Below are 16980 nucleotides of genomic sequence, written 5' to 3'. Positions count from 1 at the left end.
CAAGGTAAAACGTAACTTTAACCAATAAAAAGCATGGTAGTTTTGGACACTACCAGAGAATATAAGGAGGGAACATTATGCTGACCGATCTGAATAAAACCTTAAAAAAGATGGCAGACTATGAACGGCAGGCTCCTGAAGCCGCTGAACTATTTAAAGAGATACGCCGGCACTTGGACGAACCTTTGCTGACTTACTGTCGCCAGGAGGCCTTGTACCGCCTGGAAGAAGCTGGGTATCATACCCCGTCTGAGGAACTGATCGAAGAGGCAACAATTGCTCTTTATAGTAATGATCAGTTCATAAACAGTGAGATTGCAGAGAACATCATAGAGGATGTCATAGACTATCGAGGTATTCATCTTATAGATATCCTTGAAGAGAAAGAAATCGTCGTGGACTACACGATCTCTTCGAGTTATTCCGTATATCACTGTATCATGCCGCGGAATGGGACAGACCTGGGAAGTGCCCTGAAGGATACACTGAGTCGTATCCTGGATATGGATGGCGATGAGAAGGATGTTCAGAGGATTATGGGGGCCATAGCACCTGAAATACCGAAAAATGCGGGAGAGGATTGGTTGAAAGAACAGTATCCTGACGGGTATCTTGACCTGGACCTTGGATACCTCATCCCCGGATGTATCCTTACTATGAGCAAAAGAGTAAATGATGAAGCACGATGAATGAAAATATGGAGATGAGAAAATTTTAGATAAATTTCTGACTCTGATGAGACCTGGGAAAAGATGATCAGGCTTGGACTGTATATTTCCAATCTCTACTTGTTGAGGCTGGAAGAGAAAGATCTACGTAAACGGAAGTCAGTAAATACTGACGAATTCATAGTATGACTCAACAAGCGGAACGATTCGAAAAGAGGGACATAATGTCCTTCTTTTCTTTTTAGGGAAAAGTAACTTTCTAAGGTATAGTTGTTTCACCTGCAAACACGCACACTATCTTAGAACTAGATTGCAGAGGAGAGGAGAGAACATATTTTAATCTGCATGTTCGAAATATTTTTTTGGAGGAATAAAAATCATGATCATTGAAAAAAAAGGAGATTTCCTAAAGGCCCGCGAAAAGATCCTGGCCCATCAGGTGAATTGCAAAGGCGTTATGGGCGCTGGCGTTGCAAAGCTGATCCGTGACCAACTACTTTCCAAGGAGCAGTACGGGCGCTATGAGGAAAGGTGCCATGCTCTTGGCTCGGATCTATTGGGAGCGACCTGGTATATGCCTGTCACAGGGAAACGGCTGGTATGTCATATGTTTGGAGAGAACATCCCAACGGGGAAAGGTCTCGACACGGACTACGAGGCTCTGTCCAAATCCTTGAAAGACCTAAAAAAGACTGCCGCTGCCTATGGCTGTGACGTGGCAATCCCTGGATATCTTGGCTGCGGGCTGGCTGGCGGTGACTGGGATAAGGTATATACAGAAATGCTGCTCCCGATCTTCCGGGGCGAAGGGCCAAGCATCCATATCTATTATATCTCCGACAGCATTAAGCGACTCTGGACAGAATTTGGACTGATCCCAGTGGATCCGGAGACAGAAGAACTTGAAACTGCGTGGCACGGGTTCCCCGCCGGGACACATCGTTTTGAGATCTGGCATTATTTTGAAGATACATTCGGTCTTAGCGTAGCACAGGATCTTATGGGGGTGGACAGATGATGACAGATACACTGCCAAGATATACCCTTGAAGAGTTTGTCCGGATGAACCGGATGCATTTTTCGGATCCATCTCCTGGCAGCTGTCCTTTGGTTGGCCCGACAAGGGAACGGGCATCCGCCCGCATTTGTGCGGAAAGACGTCAGTCCTGCATCCGGGCTTTTGCGCAGCTTATGCGTGAGGGCTTACAGGATCAGATTACCCGAAAGATCGACTTTTTTGACCCGCGCGCATCAATCCAGACAGGAGGGCTTGCTGTCTCTCCGAGCCGCACTAAAAAGGAGGTACACTATGGATTATAAGGAGCTCACATACAAGCAATTACATCTTGGGCAGAAAATCGACAGGATCAGCAGCCAGGGATGGCATGAATCCGGCAAGTCATATGTGATAGAGGCTAACGCGGGATACGTGACCGTTGCACAGTGGTCGCCGGATGGCCCGAGAAAACGATACGATTCTGAGGACACCCTGTTTTATGTACAGCTGACTGAGGAGGAATTCAGGCAAAAGTATGATAGTCTGGCAAAAAAACTTGTAAAGGATATCCAAAACAGGATGAGCAAGGACGAGATCGGTCCACATGACATGTATAATGCCTGGCTGTCTTCAGATCCATGGGAAATGGCAGCGGAATGTAAGAGGAAAGACCTGGATGTCCTGGGCCATTGCCCGGATATTTTTCCTAAGCGGACTGGTTACGGTTCGGTCCTGGACGCGGGAGTCTGTGTGGCGGACAAGAAAACCGGAGAGCGTTTTTGGTGCCATTTTTCCATGAAAGGGATCCAGACTCTTACCAGACGATATGAGCGCAGACAGGCTTGGCTCAACGAGCCATCTGAAGACATTGAGACTTTGGAATATGAATTGACCGATATGCCATATATCTTGGAGGAAGAACGAGTTCAGGAAGAGGAACGGAAACAGAAATGTGTTCCTCCAGATGAAACAGAGCTGTTCACTCATTTAATGATAACCCCTGAAGAAGAATATCTTCTTCCGTATGATCTGGAAGAGATCAAAGAATGGAAGAAGAACCGGGTGACGCAGTTCCGGGTCAAAACAGACTGGCTGCAAAAAGAAATTGCGAAAAAGTATGGGACTGTTGCGCAATTTCTGAAAGGATATACCTGGGATGAGAGCCAGGAGATATTCTGTAAAGCAGCCGAGGAGCAGCAGATCCGTGAAAAATGGTATGTATTGCGTTAACTATGCAGACAGGAAGGCCCACTTTGGGCCTTTCTTTTTTCTAAGGAGTTTTTGGCATACTACTTAAAGGAACAGTGATAAAGCAGAGTATTCATCCAAGACGGGAGGAAGATCTATTGAAAAAGGCACTTATCATTCTTGCGGCAGTGTTTATGCTTGGCGGGTGTGGTTCACATGTAGAGATCACGGATGCCGGAAAACTGGAAACTTACATAGAAGAGGAGAAAGCGGAAGAATATCAGTATCTGACCAGAGTTGAACTGAGAAAGGACACGGCTTTTGTAAGGCCATATGTGCTTGCAGATCATCATATAGTGGACACACTGGATGGAGCGACTTCAGAGGGAAACGGGATTTCACTGGAGCTTGAGCTTCTTGATGGAAAGGAACAATCCGTTGGTAAGATCCTGGAGTCTGTATATAAAGAGATCATATCCTCCCTGGATGAGAATACTTCTGCGGAAAGTACGGAAATATGTAATGTGATCGAAGGAAGCGGCTACTGGATACAGGAGATAGATTATACGATCCGTGATGGTTCTACTTTATATCCATGCGCTGTATTCATCAAGCTGGACCAATTGGCAGATGGCTATTATCTGAACACGGTCCTTACCCTGGATAATTCGACCGCTGATGATAACACGGCAGAAATCCTGGAAGAGCTTTTGGATGCATACGGGATACGGATCGAATATGCTGATTGAGGTTTGCCCGGGATGTCCCGGGCTCTTTTCATACTGCAGGATTGTGCATCTCTACCACCAGATCGTATAGGTTTGCTGTTCCAAAATATAATGTCCTGTTCAGGATCATCCTGGCCTGTTTGTAGGCCGGCAGCAATCTTGCCAAAGACGTATACCCATTATCCGCCCGGAAATCCCCGTATAGGGAAATGTGCCCCTTATAGAAAATATATTTCTCTTCGGGGTGGCGTCTGTTGCTATAGATCAGGTAGAACCTGACTGCCGCAGCATCTTCTCTTTCGTGTGTCACACTGCTCCCTCCTTCCATAAAGACTTAGCCTGCCTTCGGCTTCTGTTATTTCCAAGACCAAAAAGCAAACTATGGGTAGAACCATATCACAGAAGAAAGGAGAGTTTGCTTATGATCAAAATGGGAACAATTGAAAAAGGAGGGATCCTTTTTGGTGTCGGCTTCCTACTGCTTGCCATGGCAGTCGGAGGAGTGGAAGGCAGGAATTTAGGCATAGAGTTTGCTATACCTGAAGTATGCCTCGCCGCCGCGCTCATGCTTGCCGGCATCCGGAAAGGAAATTTAAGCAGGGAGGAGGATGATGATGAAAGTATGTATTGAACCGCTCGGCCAAGGGAGCCGTTACTTTACCCTCTTCCAGAATTTTTCTTCCATCATCCAGGACTGCGGATGTGAAAAGGAAGATGAGAAAAACAGGAAGGCCGAAATGCTCAAGACCTGTTTTGACCAACCATTGGCTCAAGATCTTGCCATAGCAATAGAGAAGCAGCATGGCCGCTTCCTACCAGAGGGTACATCCTCGACGGAATTTCTCGCAGCGTATTGGACGCTCTGGAAAACATTCCTTAATGGCGATCAAAACAGCGAGAGGAATGAGAACTATTTCGAGACGCTTGCTAAAGCGGCAACCATGCTCCACCATTCATTCCACAATGAATTTGTAAAAGAGGTGATCCTCGCATTCCTATGTGAAGTGGAGCGAAGAGCGATTTATGAAGAAAAAGGAGGATTATATTATGCTGTTTGAACTGATCAATCCATCGGATCCGTATGTGTTCGAAGCCAAAGACCTGGAAGTTGCCACGCTTACAGTCATGGCCCTTAGTCCGGTGTACGGAGCCGCCACAGAAGACGAACAATCCCATGTGCCGGTCCTGTTTCTTTTGGATCCCGATGAATGGTTCGAGGAAACATTCGGAAGGTCTGTCTCTGAGGCAATGTCAAAAAGGGCCAAAGAGTTAGCGGATGCGCTTTTATCTATGACGTATGGGACGTTCAGCGATTACAAGCTGTATCAGGACACCATGAAACTGCTGGACAGTCCGGAAAAAAAAGAGGCTTACGCAAAGCGCTGGAACAGCCAGCGTTCTTCTCTTAATGCGATCGCGGACGTGAGTCACCGCATGGCAGAGCGCTTCTATAAACTTGTCAAAGAGAAAGGGGAGGAGTCACTATGCTGATCAAAAGCCAGGATGGTAAAAAGATCTCAAGCGACATGAATCTGGAAGTCACGGAAAATAAAGGCAAATACATCATTGAGAATGAAATCTATAATTGGCTGGCGGAATATTCCACCAAAGAAAATGTGGAAAAGGCATTGGAGCAGTTTGTACAGTGGTATTCTGTAACCTCCATGATGGAGCATTCAATAGACTTTCACGGAACCTACAGGGCTGTGTTTACCTTCCCGACTGACGAGGAAGTGACTATGATAGCACCGGCTCCAGGATCTGTAGGAGTCGGATATCCTTGTGACAAATGAGGAGCTGCTGACCAAGTTAGAGGACACGAGCATCTGCAAATCAACAATCAGGAGGATTATTTTATGATAGTAGAAATGACACGGGGGGATATCTCTCTCTTCCCGAAAAAAAAGAGCCTTTCGGAATTTTATGAGGCGGTTTGCCGTACTGCGGGCCTGCCAGTCTACTTCTTTTGCAGCTATGACTGTACGAAGATCTGGATAGCCCCCAATATCCGTGATATCTGGGATGATTATGCCAAGAGGCATTCCGGAGAAGAGGGGATTCTGGATCCCTTATCCATGAGCATGCTCATTTGCATGTCTGGCACCAAGGAAGACCCTGAGCTCCCTGACAACTGCGTCAGGATCGAAGAGGGTTTCGTTACCGAGGAAGGCAGTGAATACAGGTTCTCCGAGGCATTTCCAGGGATCAAATTGATGTCTGCTCCCTGGTATACGGAAAGCTGGTCTGACGAAGACCTTCTCATTGAAATGAAAGCGCTGGACATACCCTGTACACAGGAGAACCTTGAAAGAGCAAGGGAAGCGGCAAGATACGCCCTCAATCGTCAGAAGAGGCAGCTGAAAACTCACATCCAAGACACGGTGAAAGCAGTATTTTCTGAATAGGATACATAATGGAGGATACTTTTTTTGATAGAGTCGGTTGATGAAGCCGGCTCTTTTTTTTTTAAAATCCAGATGCAATGTCGATCACCGATCATACTATCTGAAAAGATATATCAGGAAAGGAAGTGTTATCATGCAAGAAACAGCCGTTTCAAGGCATGGGACCAAGCGGATGCGTCAGCGCTGCGGTGTTACCAAACGGGCGGCGGCAAGAATGGCACAAAAGGCATATCAGAAGGGAACCGACCACAAAGATGTCAATGGCCGACTGCGCCGCTGGATCGATGGGTACATTGATCTGACAGACGGCAAGTTGGTCAAGCTCTATAACGGAAAAGCCTACCTGTTTGGGAAGAATAAGGTCCTGATCACTGTTCTGGACGTGCCAGGGAATTTGCATAGGCAACTGGATGCCCAAACAAAGCACAGATCTTGACTTATTTTTGCTTTATTTCTCCACCCTATCCTTGAATAACAATTTCACAGGTGAGAGTAGGACAAAAGATGTATGCAAAAACAAAGGAGGACGAAAGGTTTGAAGATCTGCTGGTAGCACAACGGGAGCTGGATATGGTCCATATCAGGAATCTGCGAAAGACTGTAGAGGCTCTTGAAACCGAACGAGAGAACTTGCAGGAGATGATCCTGGATCTTGGCATCCGAAGGCACAGGCTTACCAGGCTACTTTTTGAAGAGGCATATGGGGGAGAGATGCTTTACCGCCCAGCGTATCTAAGTTTAATACGTGATTCAGGGCTGCTTGAAGGCTACCGTATCTTTTGTAGGGAAATAGAGGAGGAAAAGGATCATGAATATCCAGGCTGTATTTGAAGTGGATCCAGATAAAGTCAAAGCCATCGCAAGGAATTGGGATGTCGGGGATGCGGTCACGCAACTTTTAGAAGAGATCAAATCTTCCGGCATAGCTCTGCGTTCATGGAAGGAAACGGAACAGGACTTAAACAAGATGGATCTGAAAGAATACACGGAACATTACAGCCACATTACAAAGACAGCAAGAGAGACGCTTGTCCAGCTGCTTCAAGAGTATAACAACTCAGGAGACTGGTTTTCCATCATCAACAGTATTGACGATATCCAGGTGGCGCGGTATTGTATCAAACTATTATTTGAAATCACACAGGAAAGAAGGAAGAACAAATGATTGTTAAACATATTTTTTCAGCAACGGATGTAAAGGAGTATGCAGAATATCTGAAGGAGAAAACGGACGAGGAGCTTTTGAGCATCGCTTACGCGGTGATCAATGGGAATTTCCCGGATCCTGTACTTGGTCGCTTTACGCAGGCCTGCTTAACACAGGTCCTGGAAATGTACGGGGAGAAATTCCCTATGACGGAGGCATATTATCATCCGAAGGAGCTTCCTGATGGACATACCCTGAAAGAACAGCAGTCCTGGCTGAAAGCTTTGGCTCAAAAATACAGAGCAGAAGGTAATGGACAGGATGCTGTGATGGCAGAAGAAATCAGGACGGCACTTGCAGAGGGGATACCGGAAGCACGAGATGACAAGCAGACAGTTTACTGTAAGCACTGTGACAAAGATGTGTCTTTCTCCTGGTCGGAAAACCAGGGATACAAGTCTTTTTGTCCGGTGTGCGGACAGGTGATCATGCTCTGCGATGCTTGCAAAAAGGCTGGTTTTACATGCGATTTCAAAAAGGAGACTGGATGTCGGTTCGATGAAAGAAAACTTAAGCAGTACCCCCGGAAAATCGATGAGAAAAGATCAGAGGAGAAACTGGAAAAACAGCTGAATTCGTTGTTGTTTACCTCTTCCAGCCCGACGTCCTATCGAGGGCCAAAAAAGATACAGCCCATCCGGTAAGACTAACATTAATAATATGCTCTGTCATCGGAATACGAAAATTCGAGGTGCTTGCAAGAGTCTGCACCGTTCCCTTGCCGAGCATTCTAAAAGAGAGGGGATCAGTATGAATCAGTATTGTGTGTATCTCCTTGCTAAAAATGATGCCATCCAATGCGGAACCAAATACCGTGACAATTAAATAGTTGCATATATCTCATAAAAAAGAGGAATTCGAAAAAGAGTTTCTCTTTTTTTCATACTATACCTAAAGGGAGGAGTATATATGAACTTTTTTAGATTTTTAGCCAGGAGTCTCTCAGAATTTCGTAAAAAGCGGCCTTCCAGGGATTTCCTGATCAGTGCTTCCATCATTTTTGTCACCTTGCTCTTCGGTATGATTCTCCTGCTTTTGACCGACTTTTTTCGAAACCATATTTTCAACCTCAAGATATTTGCCTACAGTATTCTGTCCCTGCATGTACTCATATGTATCCGTCAGCGTTACCGCTTCCCGGTTGGTTTCTGGGCAGGAGTCATACTGTCTTCAATCTTATTCTAATAGCTCAAAAACAGGGAACTTCCTTCTGAAATAACATTCTATTAAAAATAGTAGAAGGAAGGAGGCCGGCGACATATCTGCCGGAGCAAGAAATGACGAAAAAAGAAATCCTGGAAGTCAAAAAACAATTTACCCCTACGAACCAATGTATTACCAACCTTGTCACCTGTTTCGTAAGCAAGGATAAGGAAATACGGTTTTTGAGCCGCATCCCATTTCCCCGTCTTCCGGAAGAAGAGGCTTTCAAATATATGGATATTCTCCGAAAAGCTCTGTCCGGACATCTTGGGAAAACAGCGTTCAACCTGCACTTAAAGACAGCAGATAGTGGAACCCCGCAGCAAAATGAGCTTTTAGATCTCCGCGGCTCCAGGCTCAATGACGACGACCAGGTGTACGCGTTCTGTGAGAAGATAATCGCTTCCTATCAGTACGATGACAATTATCTCCTGATTGGAGCTGCCGGTTCCTACGACATCCCTGGGAAAACAGAAGAAGATTCCTCATCCGTATATGAGTATATCCTTTTCTGTATCTGTCCGGTCACTTTGTCAAAAGCCGAACTCACTTGTGACATGGAAGCCGCCTGTGTCAAGGATGGGATCCGCAGCTGGGCCGTTGGCATGCCGGAAAATGCCTTTCTGTATCCAGCATTCAATGACAGATGCGCGGATATTTCCGGAGCGTTATTCTATAACCGGAAACAGGAAATGGATCAGAGCCAATTCCTGGCTGCCATATTTGGTGCGGATCAGCCAATGGCCGAAAAAGAAGAAAAGCTGCAAATCTCAATGGCCTTTCAGTATGCGGAATCCGCATCCTATGAGACTGTCCGCGCCTTTCAGGCCCAGGCAGAAGAGCTCCTTGCGGAAGTTTCTGACAAAGAGAGTGTTTCCCTGAAGGAAGCGGCACAGATGCTGGAGAATGCAGGGATGGATCCTTTATATACGGACAAGTATGTGCAGTTCTTTAGGGAGAACACGGGTATGGACGAAATCTGTCTGGAGCATATCACGGACCAGAAAAACATGACTGTGAAAGGGAGTGACTTTACCGTCAAGATCGCGGCGGACCGGGCAGACATGGTAGAGCCTGTCATGCTTCGGGGAAGGATGTATCTAGCTGTACCTGTCAGCTCCAGCAATGTATTCGTAAATGGGATCGAGGCTAAAATCTCTTCCCTGTCCGGAAAGGAGAGAATGTCCGATGCGTAAATCTCGGTTTGCCTCTCATCCAGCATTGGCCCGTGGCGGATTAGCCGCATTGACAGCCATTTCGGCTGGTATCATAGCAGCTTCTGCCTATGGCAGCGAATGGGCCATACGGCAGAACCAGACACTCCAAAAGACGGAGGCTCACCTGATCCAGAATATTGACAATGAGAAAAAAGACCGGAACTCTTTTATCCAGGACGCGGAGACTCTTGTCAGTTCTGTCACGGAAGAGCAGGTGGCAGATCCCGATGTCCTTATTTCCTTGAAAAAGATCCTTGGAGAAGAAAAGCAGGACACACCTGTTCATCCAACCGATGTCAAAGAAGCTACTGCCGGGTTTTACAGGAACTATTGTGAACTTAAGTCCTCTATACAGGATAACAGAACAATTCTGAAGGATATGGAAGATTGTAATGAACGTCTTTCTGATATAATTAAGAAGGTGGAAGTTTCCAAACACGCTAAGGATCTGGAAAATTCAAGAAATGCCCTGACAGACGAAGTGGACAGCGCAAAAGAAACGCTCACCTCTTCTGAAGGAAAAGTTGCGGATAATGCAACGCGAGGCACCCTCCAGGAGACGATCACCAAAGCGGAGGAAGTGCTTTCGCGGGAGGATGTTGATGATATATCCGTATATAATAATGCGAAGAAGAATATAGAAGAAGCAAAAACCTCCGTAGAAGCGTCCATCGCAAAACAACAGGAGATCGAGGCATCGGCGGCCCGCCGGGCTAGTGCGGCAAGATACGCATCTGAAGAAGCAGCGAAAAACACTGCCGGCAATGGCGGGCAGGCAAAAAAAAGCGGGGACGGGACCTGGTATGTAGACTACAGCAATGCTTATTATACTGGGTCCGCCGCTGCGGATGGTTCTGTCACGCAATGGGCAGACGGTTATTATATCGCTCACAGCTGGTCATCAGGCGGACAGGCAATCGCAAGTAGACCAGGAACCGTCGTTGTCAATGGCAGGACCTACCGCTATGTATCCTCTATGGTTGTACCCGAGGGGACTACCTGGGATTCAGTATCCGGGTTTGTCCATGCGAATGGAGGTATTGGTTTCCAGACCTGCGTGGATGGCGGCTATCTGATCACCCATTATGAACCGGTTTAGAAAGGAGATAATATGGCAGAAGTAAGAAAATCATTGTGTAAAATCTTTCGAGAGGGACTGCGGATCTATCCGATCTGGAAATGTCTATCCCTCGTGGAAGCGGAGCTTGTCAAACGTGGAAACACCTGGGACCTCCGCTACGAGATCTTGGAGCTTGGCGACGCGCTGAAATGTCCGCTCCTTTGGGACGAGTACCTTAGATGCGCCGACCAATATCCCTTATTCAATACCTCATACCGACAATATGAAACGCTGGACTGGTATACGCAGCATGCCCCTGAATCCCCATCGGCTCCACACAAGGAATTAGCGTCCTCTATTCTTGATGTCATGCAGGAAGAAGACAATGCTGTACTTTGCTTCTCCACAAAGGAAGAAGACCATTTCTTATATCTTACCAGCAAAACTGACCAAGACATGATTCCAAATACAATTGCAGGGATGCTGCAGACTCTCTGTGATGACTACCGTGAGGGAGTCGTGTCAATCCTGTTCAGGAGCAGCCAAAAGGATAGTCGGGAAGTCCTGGTCTGCGGCGGCCACACTTGGATGCATATGCCAGGGTGGTGTTTGAAAAAGTGGGGTAACCTGGATCCAGTAAGAGATAAATCTTCTTTTCCCGTCCGGCAACTTCCTATAAAGGATGGCGATAGGCTGCTCTCTCTTTATCATTCCCTGCGTGAGCGGGGCAATGACCCGGGGAATGCACTCGCAGTCACCAGCGCATATTTCCTGGCAGTAGCTAACCTGATACCGGACAGACAGGAAACAAAACAGAATGGGCTTATTAAGGAAGCTTGTGAATTGACGAGGTGGATCTGTGATAACGAAGCGAAGAACCTCGAAGACGAGCATATGCGTTCCGCCATTCCATATCTGGAAGAGTATGCCGTTGTGGAGATATGCAAATAACCTGCATACAAAAGAATACTCTTCGTTATCGGATGGATGTATTCCGTAGTGTAAAAATGATAGCTATGTCCACGCCCCTGCACTCTATTTGTAAATACCAAAAGCGGAAGGAGGCAGGATAATGGACAAGAGGATCTACGTCATCTCTCCCTATTACAAATCCAGCAAACCAGTAATACACGATTCCTCTTAAAAATGCACTTATTTTATAATTTCTTTTGCTCATTGATGAATAGTGATATGACAGAGTAAGCGAATACAATACGGACCAGCGTATTCTTTCCCTTGAAGGCCGGATGTTCATTTGACAATAAGTGGCCTGCAAACCATTCGATCATCTTCGATCCAGACCGGAAAGATGAGAATGAGAATAAACGCTCATTCAGTGGTAGTCCTCTTGCGCTTACTCAACGAAAACGGAGGGTATATTTATGAAGAAAGCTATCAGAGCAACGACAGCCATCACCATGGCTGCAGTAGCAGTTTCGTCTGTAGCGGCTCCGGTCGCACAGGTTGTCCATGCGTCAGATGAAGCACAGAACTATGGAGAGGCCAAGGCCAACCTGGAAGAGGCCCAGACGGAAAACGCCAAAGCAGAGCAGGCAGAAAAGGACGCAAAAGAGAAATATGATTCTGCTAAGAAAGAGGCGGACGATGCCATGCAGGCGGCGTTCGACGCGGTAACCGCAAGTACGAATGCCGTTGACGAGGCAAAGGCCCAGTTCTCAAAAGCTAAAAGTGATGCTGACAAACTGTTCATTGATGCAGGCCTGTTACGGAATGCGTCACAAGAGAACCTTCTGGCGGCCCAGGCTGCTGTAAAGGCCAAGCAGGAAGCATATGATAAAGCCGTGACAGCATTGAATGATGCTACCGAGAAGCTGGAGCAGATCCAACAGGAGATCACTGTAAAAGAAGAGGATGTGACAGCTAAAAAGAGTGAACTTGATGCCGCGACAGAAGACCTGGCCGAGAAACAGAAAGCGGTTGACGATGCGCAGGACAAGATCGATGAGTTAGAAGCGCTCCAGCAGACATCCACTGAGGAGTATTCCCAGGCGGAGCAGGCGCTGAAGGACGCTCAGGCGGCAAAAGAGGCTGCCGAGAAGAACGTGACGGTTACACAGGCGGCTTATGACGAGGCAAAGCGTGTGTATGGCGAAGCGGTAGACCAGGCTTCGGCAGGGTCACCGGAATATAATGCCGCTTTACAGGCTGTGGAGAATGCTCAGTTGGAATTAGATGTTGCCACGGCAGCCGTTACCGAGAAGAAACTGGCTCTGGATCAGGCACAGGGAGCTATAGACAATGCACAGACCGCATTGGAAAGTGCGCAGACAGAAGAAGCTCGAGCCCTGGCTGAGAAAGATCTGGCTGACAAAGAAGTGGCCGCCGCACAGGCCCAGGCTTACTACAACACCGCTCTTGGAACACAGGCAGAGAAGCAAGGGGCTTATGACACAGCTTATGGAACACTACAGAATGCCCAGAAAATAAAGGATCAGAGAGATCAGGCTGTTGCGGATGCCCAGGCAGCGTTGGATACAGCCGAGATCAACTATTCCGCAGCAAAGCAGGCGATAACCGATGCACAGACAGCGGCAGATACAGCCAAGCAGGCAATGAATACCTCCACTGCGACCTATGATCAGGCGGTAAAAGACACTGCTGCAGCCCTCGATGCGAAGAATACGGCAGATGCGGCAGTGACAGCGGCCCAGAAGATTGTAGACGAGAAACAGACAGCCTACGATAAAGCGGCAGCAGCGTATGAAGAGGCCAAGAATAAGGCTAGTACGGCGGCGGAGCAGATCGCCAAGGGGTCTCTCGGGTTCTTTGAAGAAATGGGGGCGACAGCGGCTGCTGATGTACTAAAAAAAGCAAACTCTCAGTACACTAACATAGGTCAAGCAGGGGATGCCACCTCACTGGAGAACATGAAAGCGGCTCTTGAGCAGTTAAAAGAGTATTATGCAAGACTGTATGAAGAAACGGGGAAAGATGGACTTGTGGATGACCCTGTATATATTTCTGATTGGATGATGGCTGTCTCACAGGAACATACCAATGAGAGTGCTATCACCGGGGATCATACTCGTAGAGATGGCGTGGCTGAAAACCTTGCGTGGGGCTATCCGGATCCTTTTAAAGGATGGGTCGATGCAGAAAAGCCTTTTTATGGGGAAGATAATTCCCAGGCAGGACATTATATAAACATAATCAACCAGAGCTACAATCTTACAGGCTTTGCCGTAAATCAAAAAGGGGACTACGGAAAAACGGATGGACAGATATTCAAGCATGAATACAATATAGGAGAAAAACCCAGCGAAAATGGATATTTTACCTATGACGAATATTATGCCAGGTTTATGGAATATTACAACAGCCTGATGAATGCCCCGACTATTGCAGAAGAGGCCAAAGCAGCCATGGAAACGGCAAAAGCGGAACTTGATGCCGCTAATGCCAACCTGTCAAAAGCCAAGCAGGATGCTCAGACGGCAGCTCAGACTTATACAGACAAACAGACGGCTGAGACAACTGCACTGGAGAACAAACAGACGGCTGAAGCATCTTATCAGGCAGCCCTTGACGCTTTAGACGAGAAGAAGGGGGATCTTGTGACTGCTGATACGGATGTCAAGAATGCTGAAAGCGCCGTGGCTAACGCACAGGGTGAAGCAAACAATGCCCAGACAGATGTGGATAACGCACAGAAGGCGGTTGACGAAGCCAAAGCAGCCCTTGATGAAGCCAAGGAAGAGGCTGATAATATGAAATCGGATGCTGATGTCAAGGTGAAGGCTTTTGAGGATAAGCTCAAAGAACTGGATGAAAAGACCATAGTTTACAACCAGGGTGCTAAAGTCGGATCTCTTGAAGATGCACAGAATCGACAATCTGTTACTGCATCCATATATTCCGCATCACAGAATGAAACATCACTGAAAGAAACGGATCTTACAAATGCGGAGGATGCGCTTAAGGCTGCCCAGGGAACATATGATGCAGCGGTAACGGATGAAACGGCAAAGAAGAATGCTCTTATCTCCGCCGAGGCTGAAAGAGACAGGATCGAGGACGAGATCGCAGCTGATATCGCCGACAACCGTGCCGACATGGTGAACAAGGAAACAGCGCTTGATCGTGCAAAGGACACTCTTGCGACGGCGGAAGGTAATGTGACCAGTGCTGAAGCAGCCATGAACCAGGCTGAAAGCGACCTCACCGAAGTAAACAGAAACCTTGCTGAAGCAGAAACAGCTCACAGTAATGCAGTATCTGCCAAGGATGACTCCAAGGCTATTGTAGATACTCTTCAGGATGAGTATGATGCCCTGGTAGAAGCGATCACACCTCTCTGGAATGCCCAGGCGGCTGAGATGGAAGCGTCCGAGACCAAAGCTAACGCAGCTACAGCCCTTGACAACGCCGAGGCAGACGAAGCGCAGGCCGAGGCAGACCTCGCAAGCGCGATCCGGGTATATGAGGGCGCAAAGGACCTGAAAGACCGCGCGGATCTCTTGTCCTATGAAGACGCACTGGAGACTCCGCTCACGGACGAGGATTTCTCTTACCTGAACGATTACATCAAGGCCATTGCTGACGCTGACGCGGCAGTGGTAGCGGCACAGAAGACCCTGGAAGAGAAGAACGCAGCCCTTGAGGATGCACAGAAGGTATATGAAGACGCTAAGGCGGCTCATCTGATAACCCTTGCAGCCCTTGTGGCGGCCCAGGCCGACTATGAAACATTTGCCCAAAAGGAGGCTGAGGAGGCTAAGAAAACGGCCTCTACCGTAAGCCTGGACGCTTCAGCTACCAAGGCGGCCCGTACCAATGATGGAGCCCCGATCGTAGGCTATGTTGCGGCTGGAGCCATGGCACTTGCGGTCGTTGCAGTTGCAAGACCAAGAGCTAGTTTCAAGAAACAGAAATGATTTAGTATCTTAATATGAGTCCCCGGAGGTAGTCAAACGTGCTTCCGGGGATTTTTACGATATGCCTAGGGACAGACCTGAGTTTTTGTTTTAATACGAAACAGGCAATCTATCCTCAGAACATAATCAAGGATGAGAAGGAGGGCAGAATATTAATCCGTTATGTTACTAATTTATACAGGAGGATATACGATTGAAAAAATATTTACAGTCGGATGATGAGATCCGAGACTTAAAAAACATGGAGGAGCTTCACGAATATCTGGACTTTCGGAAAGAAAACGATGAGTGGGTCGAGGTGTTCTTAAATGAGTTAGCGGCAGTTGGCGTCCCGGATATGCCATTGTTTTACGGACAGTATTGCAGTAAGGTGACCGTCCCTAAAAATGGCTATCATGTTCATATCGGGAATATTGATCACGAAAAGCAGGAGAATGCGGAATGCATCTCCGGTACCGGCCTTTTCCTGGTATTTCCCTACAAAGATAAGCTGACCGCTTACCCGACACGGTGGACAGCCTATAACAGTATATGCAAACGGGCCGGCGACGATGGGGATGTCATGATGCGGACAGAGGCACGGGCGAATAAATGCGTGCTCCCTGTCAATGAGAAGGCGGAACGTCTCTGCCGGGATTTCCAACTGTATTCGGACAATTGCAAGATCCTGCTGCGAGACGGGAAGGTATCAGCTGTCCTGTCTAAGGATTACGCGATCCTGCCGGCGGACGGGCTCATCCAGGTATTGGAAAATCAACTCGCTTCGGATCATCCAGACTTTGCTTTTGACAAAGGAAAGGTCAGCCATGAATATCTGCTGGCGGAGTATCTCCTTAATGATCCGGAAATGGAAGAGTCCTTCCGCTTGCGGCTGAACGACGCCGGCGCGGATATCGCTTCTATCAAGGCCGGAGTACAGTTCTCCACGTCAGACGTTGGACTCTCAAGGGTAAACGCCTCGTTGTTCTATGACGCGGATGGTGTCCGCACATTCCTTGGCGGCGGTATCGGCATCATCCATTTAGGGGATGCCAGCGTTGCTGATTTTGCTGAGAGCTGTAAGTCACTTGGGCTTGTATTCAAGGAGTGCGAGGACCGGATCGAGGAACTGGGGAACATGGATATTGCGGATGTTGCAGGAACTGTAAGGAAAGTACAGGAAAAATACCCTTTCCTTCCAAAAACTGTCGCAGATGCGGTTGCCGCTGATCTGGAGGTCTCCTGCCCGAACGGCGGCACCGGCGTGGACGTTTACATTGCGCTCAACGACATCGTGCAGCGGCATGCGGATCAGTCCAGTCTGTCCCCGACCAGGTATCTGAACCTGTGCGAGCAGGTGGCAAAGCTGATGAAACTCCCGTTTGATCGGATCGATCAGGGAGAGGAGTGGATCCGAATTTAATTCAACATAA

Annotated in this window: 19 protein-coding genes and 1 pseudogene; 19 read left to right on the top strand and 1 reads right to left on the bottom strand. The window is 47.6% G+C overall.

Going from position 1 to position 16980, the window contains the following annotated elements; translation table 11 throughout:
• Positions 1-77 precede the first annotated feature (77 nt).
• The 4 genes from Q5911_RS06625 to Q5911_RS06610 all read left to right on the top strand — a co-directional run bounded on the left by Q5911_RS06625 (position 78) and on the right by Q5911_RS06610 (position 3602).
• The gene (locus tag Q5911_RS06625) at positions 78-689 is read left to right on the top strand and encodes a hypothetical protein (protein ID WP_303181871.1); all 612 of its coding nucleotides are present in this window, start codon (positions 78-80) and stop codon (positions 687-689) included.
• Between the two features lie 358 nt (positions 690-1047).
• Positions 1048-1686, top strand: coding sequence for an Appr-1-p processing protein (locus Q5911_RS06620; protein WP_303181869.1), 639 nt, complete (start codon positions 1048-1050; stop codon positions 1684-1686).
• A gap of 291 nt (positions 1687-1977) precedes the next feature.
• Positions 1978-2895 carry a hypothetical protein gene (locus Q5911_RS06615; protein WP_303181868.1) on the top strand — a complete coding sequence of 306 codons (918 nt, stop codon included), beginning with the start codon at positions 1978-1980 and terminating at the stop codon, positions 2893-2895.
• A 116-nt stretch (positions 2896-3011) separates the two neighbouring features.
• Positions 3012-3602 carry a hypothetical protein gene (locus Q5911_RS06610; RefSeq protein ID WP_303181866.1) on the top strand — a complete coding sequence of 197 codons (591 nt, stop codon included), beginning with the start codon at positions 3012-3014 and terminating at the stop codon, positions 3600-3602.
• 28 nt (positions 3603-3630) lie between these two features.
• On the opposite strand, the gene Q5911_RS06605 is transcribed toward Q5911_RS06610, so the two are convergent.
• Entirely contained in the window at positions 3631-3891 is a 261-nt protein-coding gene (locus Q5911_RS06605) for a hypothetical protein (RefSeq protein ID WP_303181865.1), read from the bottom strand.
• Between the two features lie 111 nt (positions 3892-4002).
• Here Q5911_RS06605 and Q5911_RS06600 point away from each other — a divergent pair, with 111 nt between their 5' ends.
• From Q5911_RS06600 to Q5911_RS06530, 15 genes and pseudogenes are all read left to right on the top strand, one after another.
• Positions 4003-4212, top strand: a complete 210-nt coding sequence (locus tag Q5911_RS06600) for a hypothetical protein (protein ID WP_303181863.1) — start codon at positions 4003-4005, stop codon at positions 4210-4212.
• A complete protein-coding gene (locus Q5911_RS06595) occupies positions 4190-4639 on the top strand; it encodes a hypothetical protein (protein ID WP_303181861.1) in 450 nt (149 codons plus the stop codon). Before Q5911_RS06600 ends, Q5911_RS06595 begins: the two co-directional genes overlap by 23 nt.
• Positions 4629-5072: a hypothetical protein gene (locus Q5911_RS06590; protein WP_303181859.1), complete on the top strand. Its 444-nt coding sequence runs from the start codon at positions 4629-4631 to the stop codon at positions 5070-5072. The genes Q5911_RS06595 and Q5911_RS06590 overlap by 11 nt, the downstream gene beginning before the upstream one ends.
• Positions 5066-5374, top strand: a complete 309-nt coding sequence (locus tag Q5911_RS06585; RefSeq protein WP_303181857.1) for a hypothetical protein — start codon at positions 5066-5068, stop codon at positions 5372-5374. Before Q5911_RS06590 ends, Q5911_RS06585 begins: the two co-directional genes overlap by 7 nt.
• Before the next feature lie 63 nt (positions 5375-5437).
• Positions 5438-5986 (top strand): hypothetical protein, encoded by a 549-nt coding sequence (locus tag Q5911_RS06580; RefSeq protein WP_303181855.1) that lies wholly within the window; start codon positions 5438-5440, stop codon positions 5984-5986.
• Positions 5987-6200: 214 nt separating this feature from the next.
• Positions 6201-6422 carry a hypothetical protein gene (locus Q5911_RS06575; RefSeq protein ID WP_303181853.1) on the top strand — a complete coding sequence of 74 codons (222 nt, stop codon included), beginning with the start codon at positions 6201-6203 and terminating at the stop codon, positions 6420-6422.
• Between the two features lie 68 nt (positions 6423-6490).
• Positions 6491-6817 (top strand): hypothetical protein, encoded by a 327-nt coding sequence (locus tag Q5911_RS06570; protein ID WP_303181852.1) that lies wholly within the window; start codon positions 6491-6493, stop codon positions 6815-6817.
• On the top strand, positions 6795-7151 hold the full coding sequence (locus Q5911_RS06565) for a hypothetical protein (protein ID WP_303181851.1): 357 nt from the start codon (positions 6795-6797) through the stop codon (positions 7149-7151). The genes Q5911_RS06570 and Q5911_RS06565 overlap by 23 nt, the downstream gene beginning before the upstream one ends.
• Entirely contained in the window at positions 7148-7837 is a 690-nt protein-coding gene (locus Q5911_RS06560; RefSeq protein ID WP_303181849.1) for a hypothetical protein, read from the top strand. The genes Q5911_RS06565 and Q5911_RS06560 overlap by 4 nt, the downstream gene beginning before the upstream one ends.
• A gap of 55 nt (positions 7838-7892) precedes the next feature.
• Positions 7893-8018: pseudogene (locus Q5911_RS14925) on the top strand (toxin-antitoxin system HicB family antitoxin); the annotation flags it as partial.
• A gap of 452 nt (positions 8019-8470) precedes the next feature.
• Positions 8471-9592 carry a DUF4317 family protein gene (locus tag Q5911_RS06550; RefSeq protein WP_303181847.1) on the top strand — a complete coding sequence of 374 codons (1122 nt, stop codon included), beginning with the start codon at positions 8471-8473 and terminating at the stop codon, positions 9590-9592.
• Positions 9585-10712, top strand: coding sequence for an FIVAR domain-containing protein (locus Q5911_RS06545; protein ID WP_303181845.1), 1128 nt, complete (start codon positions 9585-9587; stop codon positions 10710-10712). The genes Q5911_RS06550 and Q5911_RS06545 overlap by 8 nt, the downstream gene beginning before the upstream one ends.
• Positions 10713-10724: 12 nt before the next feature.
• A complete protein-coding gene (locus Q5911_RS06540; protein ID WP_303181844.1) occupies positions 10725-11624 on the top strand; it encodes a hypothetical protein in 900 nt (299 codons plus the stop codon).
• Positions 11625-12055: 431 nt separating this feature from the next.
• Positions 12056-15568 carry a hypothetical protein gene (locus Q5911_RS06535; protein WP_303181843.1) on the top strand — a complete coding sequence of 1171 codons (3513 nt, stop codon included), beginning with the start codon at positions 12056-12058 and terminating at the stop codon, positions 15566-15568.
• Between the two features lie 193 nt (positions 15569-15761).
• The gene (locus Q5911_RS06530; protein ID WP_303181841.1) at positions 15762-16970 is read left to right on the top strand and encodes a hypothetical protein; all 1209 of its coding nucleotides are present in this window, start codon (positions 15762-15764) and stop codon (positions 16968-16970) included.
• The last annotated feature ends 10 nt before the right edge of the window (positions 16971-16980 follow it).

The sequence above is a fragment of the Lachnoclostridium phocaeense genome (assembly GCF_959599685.1).
Lineage (GTDB): Bacteria > Bacillota > Clostridia > Lachnospirales > Lachnospiraceae > Claveliimonas > Claveliimonas monacensis.
This window is presented reverse-complemented; position numbering and strand designations above follow the sequence as displayed.

Coding starts and splice junctions, on each gene's coding strand:
- Q5911_RS06620 (WP_303181869.1), top strand. CDS start 1,048: ATGATCATTGAAAAAAAAGGAGATTTCCTAAAGGCCCGCGAAAAGATC.
- Q5911_RS06590 (WP_303181859.1), top strand. CDS start 4,629: ATGCTGTTTGAACTGATCAATCCATCGGATCCGTATGTGTTCGAAGCC.
- Q5911_RS06625 (WP_303181871.1), top strand. CDS start 78: ATGCTGACCGATCTGAATAAAACCTTAAAAAAGATGGCAGACTATGAA.
- Q5911_RS06570 (WP_303181852.1), top strand. CDS start 6,491: ATGTATGCAAAAACAAAGGAGGACGAAAGGTTTGAAGATCTGCTGGTA.
- Q5911_RS06600 (WP_303181863.1), top strand. CDS start 4,003: ATGATCAAAATGGGAACAATTGAAAAAGGAGGGATCCTTTTTGGTGTC.
- Q5911_RS06540 (WP_303181844.1), top strand. CDS start 10,725: ATGGCAGAAGTAAGAAAATCATTGTGTAAAATCTTTCGAGAGGGACTG.
- Q5911_RS06580 (WP_303181855.1), top strand. CDS start 5,438: ATGATAGTAGAAATGACACGGGGGGATATCTCTCTCTTCCCGAAAAAA.
- Q5911_RS06615 (WP_303181868.1), top strand. CDS start 1,978: ATGGATTATAAGGAGCTCACATACAAGCAATTACATCTTGGGCAGAAA.
- Q5911_RS06575 (WP_303181853.1), top strand. CDS start 6,201: ATGGCACAAAAGGCATATCAGAAGGGAACCGACCACAAAGATGTCAAT.
- Q5911_RS06560 (WP_303181849.1), top strand. CDS start 7,148: ATGATTGTTAAACATATTTTTTCAGCAACGGATGTAAAGGAGTATGCA.
- Q5911_RS06585 (WP_303181857.1), top strand. CDS start 5,066: ATGCTGATCAAAAGCCAGGATGGTAAAAAGATCTCAAGCGACATGAAT.
- Q5911_RS06595 (WP_303181861.1), top strand. CDS start 4,190: ATGATGATGAAAGTATGTATTGAACCGCTCGGCCAAGGGAGCCGTTAC.
- Q5911_RS06565 (WP_303181851.1), top strand. CDS start 6,795: ATGAATATCCAGGCTGTATTTGAAGTGGATCCAGATAAAGTCAAAGCC.
- Q5911_RS06535 (WP_303181843.1), top strand. CDS start 12,056: ATGAAGAAAGCTATCAGAGCAACGACAGCCATCACCATGGCTGCAGTA.
- Q5911_RS06550 (WP_303181847.1), top strand. CDS start 8,471: ATGACGAAAAAAGAAATCCTGGAAGTCAAAAAACAATTTACCCCTACG.
- Q5911_RS06545 (WP_303181845.1), top strand. CDS start 9,585: ATGCGTAAATCTCGGTTTGCCTCTCATCCAGCATTGGCCCGTGGCGGA.